12 protein-coding genes are annotated in these 13411 nt (G+C 32.7%); 1 reads left to right on the forward strand and 11 read right to left on the reverse strand.

Annotation, left to right across the window (positions count from 1 at the left end):
• Positions 1 to 163: 163 nt before the first annotated feature.
• The 6 genes from J2S15_RS00005 to serC form a co-directional block, all read right to left on the reverse strand.
• Complete coding sequence (locus tag J2S15_RS00005) at positions 164 to 1336, reverse strand: SpoIIE family protein phosphatase (RefSeq protein ID WP_307404245.1); 1173 nt, start codon at positions 1334 to 1336, stop codon at positions 164 to 166.
• Positions 1329 to 2984 (reverse strand): [Fe-Fe] hydrogenase large subunit C-terminal domain-containing protein, encoded by a 1656-nt coding sequence (locus tag J2S15_RS00010; protein WP_307404248.1) that lies wholly within the window; start codon positions 2982 to 2984, stop codon positions 1329 to 1331. The genes J2S15_RS00005 and J2S15_RS00010 overlap by 8 nt, the downstream gene beginning before the upstream one ends.
• Positions 2985 to 3040: 56 nt before the next feature.
• Positions 3041 to 4231 carry an iron-containing alcohol dehydrogenase gene (locus J2S15_RS00015; RefSeq protein ID WP_307404250.1) on the reverse strand — a complete coding sequence of 397 codons (1191 nt, stop codon included), beginning with the start codon at positions 4229 to 4231 and terminating at the stop codon, positions 3041 to 3043.
• 346 nt (positions 4232 to 4577) lie between these two features.
• The gene (locus tag J2S15_RS00020) at positions 4578 to 5507 is read right to left on the reverse strand and encodes a LysR family transcriptional regulator (protein ID WP_307404252.1); all 930 of its coding nucleotides are present in this window, start codon (positions 5505 to 5507) and stop codon (positions 4578 to 4580) included.
• Between the two features lie 132 nt (positions 5508 to 5639).
• Entirely contained in the window at positions 5640 to 6797 is a 1158-nt protein-coding gene (locus J2S15_RS00025) for a 3-phosphoglycerate dehydrogenase family protein (protein WP_307404254.1), read from the reverse strand.
• On the reverse strand, positions 6797 to 7873 hold the full coding sequence (serC, locus tag J2S15_RS00030) for a 3-phosphoserine/phosphohydroxythreonine transaminase (protein ID WP_307404255.1): 1077 nt from the start codon (positions 7871 to 7873) through the stop codon (positions 6797 to 6799). Before serC ends, J2S15_RS00025 begins: the two co-directional genes overlap by 1 nt.
• A gap of 415 nt (positions 7874 to 8288) precedes the next feature.
• Between serC and J2S15_RS00035 the strand changes: the two genes are divergently transcribed.
• Positions 8289 to 9080 (forward strand): PHP domain-containing protein, encoded by a 792-nt coding sequence (locus J2S15_RS00035; protein ID WP_307404257.1) that lies wholly within the window; start codon positions 8289 to 8291, stop codon positions 9078 to 9080.
• 74 nt (positions 9081 to 9154) lie between these two features.
• Here the strand turns inward: J2S15_RS00035 and J2S15_RS00040 are convergent, their stop codons facing one another.
• From J2S15_RS00040 to J2S15_RS00060, 5 genes are all read right to left on the reverse strand, one after another.
• Complete coding sequence (locus J2S15_RS00040) at positions 9155 to 10855, reverse strand: ABC transporter ATP-binding protein (protein ID WP_307404259.1); 1701 nt, start codon at positions 10853 to 10855, stop codon at positions 9155 to 9157.
• Between the two features lie 123 nt (positions 10856 to 10978).
• On the reverse strand, positions 10979 to 11506 hold the full coding sequence (locus tag J2S15_RS00045; RefSeq protein WP_307404261.1) for a CDP-alcohol phosphatidyltransferase family protein: 528 nt from the start codon (positions 11504 to 11506) through the stop codon (positions 10979 to 10981).
• 2 nt (positions 11507 to 11508) lie between these two features.
• The gene (locus J2S15_RS00050; RefSeq protein ID WP_307404263.1) at positions 11509 to 12078 is read right to left on the reverse strand and encodes a chromate transporter; all 570 of its coding nucleotides are present in this window, start codon (positions 12076 to 12078) and stop codon (positions 11509 to 11511) included.
• On the reverse strand, positions 12075 to 12635 hold the full coding sequence (locus J2S15_RS00055; protein WP_307404265.1) for a chromate transporter: 561 nt from the start codon (positions 12633 to 12635) through the stop codon (positions 12075 to 12077). The genes J2S15_RS00050 and J2S15_RS00055 overlap by 4 nt, the downstream gene beginning before the upstream one ends.
• A 25-nt stretch (positions 12636 to 12660) precedes the next feature.
• The gene (locus tag J2S15_RS00060; protein ID WP_307404267.1) at positions 12661 to 13359 is read right to left on the reverse strand and encodes a M48 family metallopeptidase; all 699 of its coding nucleotides are present in this window, start codon (positions 13357 to 13359) and stop codon (positions 12661 to 12663) included.
• Positions 13360 to 13411 lie beyond the last annotated feature (52 nt).

Raw genomic sequence — 13411 nt, forward strand, 5'->3', positions numbered from 1 at the left:
TGTCCAGCTTTTGCTTTTTTAGCGATAAATGGTGCATCTACTACTAATTTTGTTACAGTTGGATTCAATTCTTCTCTTGCTACTATATTAAACATACTATTCTCCTTTCATATGACAATATTTATTCTCTTTATTATAATACGAAGTTACAGAAAGTTAAACACTAAAAGTAATCAACTTTTACTTTTTTACCCATTATTTCCAACTGTTCCTTCAAATTTTCGATTAATTTCATTTTATGTTGAAAGGTAATCTTTTCATCGCTGTATCGATGAGCAGGATTTTCTGCTCTTCCTACAAACAATGTAATGTCACTTGCGTCCTCAAATAAGAGGCGTGCAATTTGTGATGCACCATCTTTTCTATAGGTCCATTCACTGTATAAACTATTCATTTCATTATAGTCTTTTGCATACTCCAGTACCTGCGCAATTGTAATTGTACCTTCACTTACTATATCCACACCTTCTAGTTTGGCAGTTGGTGGGATATTCTCTCCCATGTAAGTATTGTCCATCTGGATTGGTTTCCTTAAATACTCTGATGCTAATTTGGATGTCGTTCCACCACATACAATATGATAACCATCTCTAGAGAAAAAGAAACGCATCATCTTCTCTACATCATCTGGATTTTCAGGAGGTCCAATTAATAAATTTAAGCTTTTACGTTTTCGCATTTTTATTGTACACACGGTTACATCATCTCCAGGATGATTACCATAATGAGAAAGACTTTCATTTAATAGCATTGCACTAATTGTCTTAGCACTAAAATCAACATCCTGTGTTAACTCAAGAAAATGAATGACTTCATCACGATGCCAACCTAGATCCAGAATTTTTCCTTCACTTGCATAAAGTACACCATCACTCATTAACACCATGATATCATTCTCTTTTAATTGTATCTGTGATTTAAAGATTTTTCGATCTTTTATAATTTCAGTTATCTGATTATATTCTACATGTTTTCCATCACGTAATAGAATCAAGTGTGGATTATCATACTGAATAATATCTGCAACCTGATGATCATGTACATGAACAAGTGTAAATGTGGAATAAGCAATTTTTCTTACTTTACAGATTGGCAATGTTTCAATCATTGTATTGACACATTCTTCAATTGACAGATTATTTGCCATCATTGTGGATAAAATCTTTGATGTTAGAATAGATAAAATACTCGCTTTTACACCACTACCCATTCCATCAGCCAATACAATAATCTTAGATCCATCTTCAAGGTTCACTATCTCTACAAAGTCACCACAAAGCTGCTCTCCCTGTTTATTGGCACTACATACGCCAATGTCACAGAACATCTCATTCATTGTGTAATAGCTCCTTAAGCTTTGTCATTGCAACTTTGGTTTCTGCAGTTGTTTCACCTAACAGTGAAGCAATCTCCTGAACCGAACGCATTTGTTTTTCCACAATTTCATCCGTTATTTCAATCGTTGACTGACGAAGCTTATCTCTTTCTTTTCTCACTCTTGTTTCCTGTGTAATATCTCGCATAATACAAATTAAGATATGATAACTACGATCAGAAATTACACTCAGGTTAATATGTTTATCACATTCTGCAAGATATATTTTCTTATCATAGGTATTTTTACCATCCAGATAGGTATCCATAATAATTTTGGGATCCAACACTCGAATCACCTGTTCTCCTACTATTTCATAAGAATTATTTAGATTAAGGATATCACAGGCTGCATCATTCATCTGTTCAATTTCAAATTCTTCATTTAACACAATGATTCCATTTGGTGTGTTACGAATGATGTTATCTGAAAATGATTCTGCACGATCACGTAAGTATGGCATACACATTTCTAAGTTTGCTTTTCCCTGCAATACAGCAATTGCTTTTTCACGACAGGTATTATACCCACAACTCCCACAGTTTAGTTCGTGCTCTTTTGATGTTTTACCAATTTTCTTAAGCACTTCATCAATCATGGCATCACCAATATGAAGTTGTGGTTTTTGTTTTGATTCAAACACTGTATGCAAATCAAGTTGTGGTACATCTACAAGCGTACCAGTCTGCGCTTTATCAAATATTTCAATTGTCCCCTGAAGTCTTGAGAATCCACGTTTTCTCATCACTGGTCCACCAGCACAACTTCCAGTACACAAAGACATTTCAATAAAACAGTTCTTGATATTACCATTACGTATATCTTCTAATGTCTGCATACAGTTTTCCATCCCATCAATTGACAGATAAGTATAGTGATCATTCTTTTTCATTGTCGATAAGATACCACCAGTTGTTGGAAAACGTCTTGTTGGTATTCCTAAACCAATCTCTTTCTCTGATCCATTTGATGTAGTAATTAATTCATCCAGATCATCAAACGTCAATACAACATCAACATTTGATTCACAATCATCAATTTCAGCTTTCTTTGAAATGCAAGGTCCAATAAACACTACTTTCGCATTTGGACTGTTCTGCTTAATTACTCTCGCATGGGCTTCCATTGGTGTTACTACATCAATTAAATTCCTTAATACTTCCGGATAATACTTTTGAATTAACAAGTTTACACTATGACAACAAGATGTAATCATCACATCTTGAGTATTTTCATCACAAAGATGCTCATATTCTGTTTTTACCATTGCCGCGCCAACTGCAGTTTCTTCAACTGCAGAAAACCCTATCGACTTTAACTGTTTTGTCAGTTGTGCATAATTAGTATCCGATAGCGCATGAAAAGAAGGAGCAATACTGGCTACTACTTGTTGATCTTGCTGCAATAGTTGTTTTACTTTATCTACATCACTAACAATTGATTTTACATTCTGTGGGCAAATAAGATAACATTCACCACAGTAAACACAATCATCTTTTAGAATACTAGCTTGGTCATTAGAAAAACAGAGTGATTTTAATGCACAATGACGAATACACTTATAACAGTTTTTACAGTTTGTTCGTTTTGATTTTATATATGCATTCATACTTTCACCTCATTTACAAAATAAATAGTTACCAGTGGCAACTATTTATCTTACTATTAGAAATCTACTTCAGTGTCATAGTAACAACATTTTAATAATTGTTCCATTTGCTTTGGTGTAATACTTCTAGGATTTGATCCTGTACAAGCATCACCTACTGCAAGTTCTGCAACAGTTTCAAGTTTTTCTAAGAATTCATTTTCATCAATAATTCCACCTTCGTAATCTTTGATTGATGAAGGTATATCTAATTGTGCATTCATCTTTTTAATATGTGCAATTAATGCATCAACCAATTCTTCAGTTGTCGTACCTTCTAAACGTAAGAAGTCTGCAATTTGTGCATAACGTTTTGCTGCTTCAGGTTCTTTTGCATTGAATTTGATTACTTTTGGTAAGTACATTGCATTTGCACATCCATGAACAATATGTCCACCACTATATGCTGCACCAGTCTTGTGAGCCATTGAGTGAACGATTCCTAGTAATGCATTAGAGAATGCCATACCAGCAAGACATTGTGCGTTGTGCATTCTTTCTCTTGCTTCACTATCTCCAGCATATGAAGGAATTAAGTATTCGCTTACCATTTTAATTGCATGTAATGCTAATGGATCCGTGTAGTCACTGTTTAATGTAGATACATACGCTTCGATTGCATGCGTCATTGCATCCATTCCTGTGTGTGCTGTTAATTTTTTAGGCATTGTTTCAGCTAATGTTGGATCAATGATTGCGATATCAGGTGTGATATTGAAATCAGCCAATGGGTATTTAATTCCCTTTTCATAATCTGTAATTACTGAGAATGCTGTAACTTCTGTTGCCGTTCCTGATGTTGATGGAATTGCACAGAATTTAGCTTTTGTACGTAATGTTGGGAAATTGAATGGGATACATAAATCTTCAAATGTAGTATCTGGATATTCATAGAATGCCCACATTGCTTTAGCAGCATCAATTGGCGAACCTCCACCGATTGATACAATCCAATCTGGTTGGAACTTACGCATCGCCTGTGCCCCTTTCATTACTGTTTCTACTGATGGATCTGGTTCTACACCTTCGAATAGTTCCACTTCCATTCCTGCATCCTTTAAGTTATTTACTACGGTGTCAAGGAAACCAAAACGTTTCATACTTCCACCACCAACAACTACAATCGCTTTTTCTCCTTTAAGCTCCTTTAATGTTTCCAATGTTCCTTTACCATGGTAAACATCTCTAGGTATTGTAAATCTTGCCATATAATGACCTCCTTTATGTCTCTACCTGTATCATAACAAAGCACTCATATACTTTCTAATATGAAAAAAGGTATAACGTTATATCCAAAAATGAATAACATTACACCTAAAACTACTTGTTGCCACACACAAATATTCTATAGCAACATTTTTAGGTAGATCGCATATTACCTTTACCATTCTTATACTCATATAATTTGCATGCAGCGCTTGGATCGCATTAATTTTATTTGGTTTTTAAATTATTATGAATAAGATTTGTTGCTATGCAACTATGATATCAAAAAATTATACTGTTTAGTCATATGAAAAAAGTATATTGATATTTACATATCAATATACCAATTTACTGAAAATGTTGGAATGACACCTCATTTTTGGATTCATACAACTTATCCACAAACTTTCGATCCAATTCACTAAGATTGTAATCACAATGATAAATCAATACATCCTTATAGCGATTTGCACCTCCACTATAACTTCTTTGTACCAGATGAAAACGATCCAACATACTTTGTGGTATTGGTGACACTAACATATACGAACCTTGAATCATTTCCAAGATTTCAAACTGACTCGCTCTTTCATATACATATATCTTTTTATCATTCTCTTTATAATTAGGTTTCTTTTTATGATGAAGATAAGGAATACTTGTATCTCCATGAACCAACTCTACATACTCGTCTAAATCAGAAATATGTAAGTCTTCTTTTTGTGCCAATGGATGGTCTTTTGAGAAAATCACCAGATTTTCAAATTCCCAGATTGGTTCAAATACCAAATCTTTATCTTTTAAATAATCACGAAAGTAATTTTCAAAGGTAACATCATAACGAATGACTCCCAAATTAAATCGATGTTCTACAATATTTGTAATTGCTTGTACTGAATTTGTTTCCTGTACATTTACATCAATTCCTTTATGAAAATCTAATTGTTCCACAAATCTTACAACACTTGATGCAATGTAACTTCCTCTAGGAATTGAAACATTGAACTGCTGAACTTCACTTTGAAAGTTCTTGGATATACTTTCAATCTTATCTACCTGATTTAAAATGTTTCTTGCGTACGATAAAAACTCTGCTCCTTGCTTGGTTGGTATCGCACCTCTAGGTCCACGTTCAAAAATCGCAAATCCTAACGATTCTTCGAACTCCTTAATTGCTTTACTAAGGTTTGGTTGTGCCATAAACAGGTTCTCTGCAGCCTGTGTAATGGAACGTGTTTTTTCTATCTCTAATGCGTACTTCAAATGTAATGTATTCATGTCAAGTCTCCCCACTTATTATGCTTTTACGATACATAGCTATATTTGATAATATTCACCGCTATTATAGACATAAAATGAACACTAGTCAATGAAGGCGATAGAAAAGCACATGTTTCCATGTGCCTCATTTTATAATTGAGTAACTTTTAAAATATCATCAACTGCATCTAGTTTAGCAATAACAGCATCTAAAGACTTACTGTTTACATCAACCATTGTATATGCATATTCATCTTTTGACTTGTTGATAAGATTTTCAATATTGATTCCTTCTCCGGAAATTGTCTGTGAGATTTGAGCAATCATATTTGGTGTGTTCTTATGGAAACAAGTGATACGTGCTTCTCCACTACGATCAAGTGTTAGGTTTGGCAGGTTGATCGAATTAAGAATATTTCCATTTTCTAAGAAATCTGATAATTGATCCGCTGCCATAATAGCACAGTTATCTTCTGATTCAGGAGTTGAAGCCCCAAGGTGAGGAATACAAATAACACCTTTTTTATGCAGGATATTTCCATTTGGAAAATCACATACATAGTTTTTCATTCTTCCTTCATCCAATGCAGTACAAACAGCATCTTCATCAACTAGACCACCACGAGCAAAGTTTAAGATACATACGTTATCTTTCATTTTTGCGATTGCATCATCATTGATCATATTCTTTGTTTTACCATTCAATGGAACATGAATTGAAATATAATCACATTTCTCATAAAGTTCATCCAGTGTTTTCGCATAATGAACTTTTCTCGATAATTGCCATGCAGCATCGATTGAAATATATGGGTCATATCCATATACTTCCATACCAAAGTGTAATGCTAAGTTAGCAACTTTAATACCAATCGCACCTAAACCAATAATACCGATTTTCTTACCACGAATTTCATTACCAACAAACTTACTTTTTTCTTTTTCAACAAGTGTTGCTACATCTTCATCACCATTTAATGTTTCTACCCAAGACATTGCATCAAATACAGGTCTTGCAGATAATAGCATACCAGCAAATACTAACTCTTTTACAGCATTAGCATTTGCTCCTGGCGTATTGAATACTACAATACCAGCTTCACTGCAGCGATCAATTGGAATATTGTTTACTCCAGCTCCTGCTCTAACAATTGCCTTTAATTCTTTATTAAATTCTATATCATGAAGTTTTGCACTTCTTACTAAAATACCATCAGGATTTTCTACATCCTCACTACATGTGTAAAGACTTTTGTCTAAACGACTTAACCCCTTATTAGAAATCTTATTATATAGTTTTATATTCATTATTTGTTCCTTTCTTCAAAGTCTTTCATAAAACTTACAAGTTTTTCAACACCTTCTACACTCATTGCATTGTAGACAGATGCTCTCATTCCTCCAACACTACGGTGTCCCTTTAAGTTCACCATACCTTGTTCTTTTGCTTCTGCAATAAACTTTTCGTCTAACTCTTTACTAATTGTCACAAATGGAATATTCATTAAAGAACGATCTTCCTTCACAACTGTTCCACGATAAAATTCTGAGTTATCTAGCACATCATAAATCATGTTTGCTTTCTTTTGATTCACTTTCTCTAAGTTTTCTAAAGAACCAAATTCATCTTTAATCCATTCTAATACCAGTCCTAACATATAGATTGCATATGTTGGAGGTGTATTAAACATTGAATCGTTATCTGCTTGTACTTTATATGACAACATTGAAGGTAATGCATCATTTTCTTCAATTAAATCTTCACGAATAATTACAAGTGTAAGACCTGCCATCCCTAAGTTCTTTTGTGCACCAGCAAAGATAACACCATATTTTGATACATCAATTGGTTCACTTAAGATACAACTAGATAAATCCGCTACTAAAGGAATATCACCAGTATCAGGCAATTCATGGTATTTCGTACCATAAATTGTATTGTTTTCACAGATATAGAAATAATCAATATCTTCAGGAACTTTATAGTCTTTTGGAATGTATGAGAATGTATCCTCTTCACTGCTTGCAACTACCTCAGCATCACCAATTTTCTTTAGTTCCTTAATTGCTTTTTTACTCCAAGCACCAGTATTCACAACTGCTGCTTTCTTATTCTTCTTCAATAAATTCATTGGGATCATTGAAAACTGTAATGAAGCTCCACCTTGAAGGAATAACACCTTATAGTTTGATGGAATATTCATAAGTTCAATTAACTTCGAGCGACAGGATTCAAAAACCTCAAGGAATTCCTTGGAACGATGACTCATCTCCATAACTGATTGCCCAGTTCCTTTGTAATTCAATAATTCACTCGCTGCTTTTTCCAGTACCTTTTCACTCATTTGTGATGGTCCTGCACTAAAGTTATAAACTCTGTTCATTTTTCATCTCTCCTTATTTAATATTGTTTTCTATTATAGCACATTTTATGAAACAAACAATCAAAAAATGAAAATTAATGAAAGAATATGTAAACACATATGAAAAGAGTTCCCTTTATTATTGGGAACTCTTTATTTCTGAGTTATCTTTTTTATTTTTATCTTGTTTAACTCTTTTTCAAGATAGTTCTTTAACGAGCGACTCTTCTTTTTTGAGTCTCCCTCACTCCTATGGAGACTTTTTTGTAGGTATCTCTACCTTCACTTATAATATACATAATTTCAGGAGATTCGTAAATACGAGAATATCCAAATTTACAACCAATTTTTCCATTTCCCCTTTTTCAGCAGTCATATACACCTTGTAATGCGAAATGATTGTGCTATAATACTAAAAAATAAGGGGTGATGATATATGATTGATGGACATATGCATTTAGAATATGGACCTTTAGATAAAGAATATGTATTAGAGTTTATTGAAGAAGCCAAACGTAAAGGCTTAAGTGAAATACAAATTTTAGACCATACCCACAGGTTTGTAGAGTTTAAACCAATTTATGAAAACTTACGTAAATATGAAGTTCAGGATAAATGGTTGGATGGAAAATTAAAGTTTTGTAATAGTTTAGACAAGTTTATTTCATTAATGGAAGAGATCAAAAAAATGGATACAGGTATTAGTGTAAAATATGGTTTAGAAGTGTGTTATGTACCAGAGTATGAAAAGTTTCTAAGAGAAACCCTTTCTAAGTACTCATTTGATTTTCTGGTAGGTGCTATTCATTCTGTAGATGGTGTTTTATATGATATGGCATTCTCCAAAGAATTACTTTGGGATAAATATGATGTAAACCATATTTATAAGCGTTATTATGATCTTGTGTTTGATTTAGTGAAAAGTAATTTATTCACGCAACTGGCACATCCAGACACAATCAAGTTATTTAACTACTACCCTACTTACGATTTAAAACCAACCTATCATGAGTTAGCTGAATTATTGAATGAACATCATGTGAAAGCTGAAAACAATACTGGATGCTATTATCGTTATGACCACAAAGATATGGGATTATCTGATGAATTATTAGATATCTTATTAGAACATAAGGTTGAAATGATAACTGCAAGTGATGCTCATAAACCAGAGCATGTTGGTAGTTACATCAAGGAAGTATACAGTAAAACATTTCCAGCACAATAGATATTATTACAATAAGAGGTACATACAGATATAAACCTGTACTACCTCTTTTTATTATGATCATTATTATCTTTCTATACAGTAACAACATTGTATAGTGATTGAAGGTATCCTTTCTTATCCATCAACTCATTGAATGTGCCACTTTCTTTAATTTGACCATTATGGAAGACTAGTACACAGTCATATTGACGAAGTAAATCTTCATTCAATTTATGAGTAATAATTACTTTTGTCAAATCCTGAATTGAAAGAATCGATTGTTCAATCCGAAATGCTGTCTGATTATCTAATGATGAAGTTCCTTCATCCATCAATAAGATTGGTGTGTTTCGAATCAAACTTCTAGCAATAGAAATTCTTTGTTTTTCTCCACCAGATAGTTTCACTCCATTCTCACCACATTTATAATCCGTTCCACGTTCTTTGATTAGTTCATCTAATCCTGATTTTTTAATAGCTGCCTGCAATTCCTTTTCACTAAACTTTTGATACATTGTAATATTATTCATAATTGTATCATCGAAGATAAATACATTTTGCTGTATAATCGATAGATGTCCATACAGACTGTCAACATCAATATCTTTTAATTCCTGATTATCAAAATGAATATTTCCATTGTAGTTCTTATAGAACCCTTGTAGAAGCTGTAAGAATGTAGACTTACCAGACCCACTAGCACCTACAACAGCATAACTCTTTCCTTTTTCAAAGGTAAAATTAATAGAGTCTAATACATTTGTATCGGTATAACCAAATGATACATCTTCAAATGTTATTGTTTTATCAAATGATTCATATGGTACTAATTCAGTTTTATCTGTTGTTTCTTTCGATAATAAATCAGCACATTTCTCAATTAGTTTTTCTGCTGCCTTCTTGCTTGTACGCAATGGATTGATTTCCTGAATTGGTCCAACCAAGTAGTTCAATAACTGAACAAACGCAATAACAATACCTGGAGTAATCATTCCTTCAAAAACAAAGTATCCACCAATTCCAATGATTCCATAAAACGTGATATGACTAGAAACACCTGAAACCATACGAATTACTGTTGCAACATTTCTCTTTTTTCTTTTTATCTTTTCCAAGTTTACATTCTTTTCAGCATAATTATCATAAATTAAGGTTTCTGCCTTAAATCCTTTTACTACTGTAAATCCACTTAGAATATCTTTGAAGAATCCCATAAAACCACTGTTTTGTTTTGATTCTTCCAATTCCATATTAATTAACGTTTTCTTTAAGAAATTAGATGATAATACTAATAGTACACTAATTGCACAAACACATAGAAATAACTTCCAGTTTAATAACAACATTGATACAATTGCACAGATCATTAATAGGTATTGTTTATATAACTTAATTCCTCCCTGCAAATAGTTTAGATCAATTGAATTCACATCATTGGTTAATGCAGATAAGTAATCGCTTGTAAGTTCATTTTGAAATGATGCTATATCCTTTTTTAGAATTCTTTCACAAACAAAGTTCTTATACTGTTTCACTGCACGATAGCAAAACTTATTCATAAAGTAGTTTTCTATTCCTATTCCTGCAAGTATCAGGAATACACTCACAAAACACAACATAAATACATCATAAAATTTTGTAGCATCCTGCGTTAGTAATGCATCAAAGAAATCTTTGATGAAAAATGCAATACTGATGCTATAAGCTACTGTTAGTAGAGAACCAACAATCGCAAGACACAAATTAACTATATTTCCTTTATAAAACTGCTTCCTTAAATCTTTATATTTCATATGTAACATCTCCTTTTAACCACATTATAGGTAATAAAAAAGAGCAAGAAAACCGTATTTATGTAAGTGGTTTCTTTACTCTTTTAAGTGGTGAAAAACAGATTGTAAGATGTATATCACAATTTACTGTTTAATAAAAATAGACTTTCTGTCTTTGTTTAAATTTTCAGATGTGAAATTGATTAATAACTCTTCCACCCCTGAGATTGTAGCTATTTCTGCAATTATTGTAAATGTTATATTTAAGGATGTTAATTCGTAAAAAAATGGAAAACAAAAGATAATAAGTCCAGACAATTTATTTAGATATGTATGTAAGAACGATAATTGATGATAACGAATATAACCAATGATAATTGAAGCGAAGCGAATTACCATGATTCCTACCAACCAGATAATCATCCATGATGCAAAGTCAATAACTGGTAGAAATACAACTAACATAATACATATAAATACAAAGTCAGCAATGCTATCTAGTGTAGCACCTAGTTGAGATGTCATATTGAACTTCCTTGCGATAAAACCATCCAATATATCTGTAAGTCCACAAATACTGTAAACAATCATAAACCATAACTCAAATGGTTGTAGAAACAATAATACAAATGAAAGCAGTATTCTAGATACTGTAATTATATTGGCAATCATAGCTATAACACATAATACATGGCATAGCCAACAACACCAGCAAGTACAGTCAGAAAGATTGGATTAATTTTAAACTTAATATGAGCAATTGCACATACCAGAAATGTAATAATTGAAAAAACTGCAGCTGAATTAAATGTTAACTCTGCGATTTCTCTTAGCGAAGATATATTAAAGAATACTCCTAATGCCAATATAAAAGCAGCACTAGCTATTAAACCAACGGCTGAAGATTTCACAGACATTAAGAAATATTGCATCTTTTCATTATTCTTTAGTTTGTTTTCTACAAAATGATACAGTGATACCAAAATAAATGATGGTATACAAACAGCCACAGTTGCAATAGTGGCACCCGCTACTCCAGATACAATATAACCAACATAGGTAGCTGCATTAATTGCAACTGGCCCTGGAATTAACATATCTAGTGCATTTAAATCAGCAAACTGATGTAGAGTTAAGCCTAACTTTAATGATTCATCCAGAATCATCGTAAGCATTGCATACCCACCACCAAAACCTAAGATACCAATTTTAAAGAAAGCTATAAAAATATCTAATAAAATCATGATGATGCCCCCTTCTTCTTCAACATACTAAAGTAGAAGACACCAAAGATACCTGCACCAATAATTACATAAGGTGCCTGAATGTTTAGAATTGCAATCAACAAGAAACTCACAATCATCAAGATCCATGAATATGCTGATTTTAAATTATGTTGTCCCAGTGTAATTGCGGCTGCAAGAACAATTGCAACTGATGCAGCTCTCACTCCCATGAACGCCATTTGTAATGGCCCTTCTTGAGGAATGAATGCATATAGCATCGTAGCCAATAACATGAACACAAAAGCTGGCAGAACGCTTCCTAGGGCTGCACTAAGCATCCCCATAAACCCATTACACTTCTTCCCTACAAAGCATGCGCAGTTCAGTGCAATGATGCCTGGTAAGGTCTGTGACATAATCGCATCATCTAAAAACTCATCACGTTTCATTAATTTATATTTATCTACAATATCTTTTTCAAGCAGCGGCAACATCGCCAATCCACCAGCAAAGGTGAAGGTACCTGCAATCAGAAATACTTTAAATAAGATCCAATTTATTTTACTTTTACTCATATATCCTCCTATCTACACCACCTTATTATACACCTAATGATAATTTCATACGCTCTTTATAATCAGGCATGTAATAAGAAACAATCTTATAGAATTGTTTCGAATGATTTGGTTGGATGAAATGAACCAATTCATGTAGTACAACATATTCTAAAAATTCATAAGCATAATGAATCATATTAATATTTAAAGTAATCGTATTTTGATTAGTTGCACAACTTCCCCATCTTGATTTCATCTTGCGATATTTAACAATCGGCATTGGCAATTGATAATCACTTAGTAGTGCTACATAACGTTCTACGACTTCAATAAAACGCTGTTCACATAACTGACGCAAATATTTATTAATTGTTTTATTACATTCTTCACGGTCATGCTTATAGTACACAATCATCTCATTCTCATTGATTCGAAGTGAGTTCTGATTGGATTGCACGCATACAATCGATATCATCTGATCAAAGATATAAAACTCCTGTTGTTGCATACAATCAGTAAACACACGACTGTATCGCTTCATCTGTCTGCTTTGTTGTTTTAAAATCCAAGATAATTTTTCTTTAAGAAATGTATCTATTTTTGCTTGAGGTACATATGCATTTGCACTCACCAGAAGTGAGCCATCACTTTCTACCTTCAAGATAATATTTTTTATTTTTTTAATATGCAACTTATAGGCAAATACATACCCATCAATTGCTATTCTTTTTTCTTCTATCATTTTATCACTTACTATAGATTATCATATTCTTCGAAGTATGATAAGATATACA

This window comes from Breznakia pachnodae, assembly GCF_030814225.1.
In the GTDB taxonomy this organism is placed as follows: Bacteria; Bacillota_I; Bacilli_A; order Erysipelotrichales; family Erysipelotrichaceae; genus Breznakia; species Breznakia pachnodae.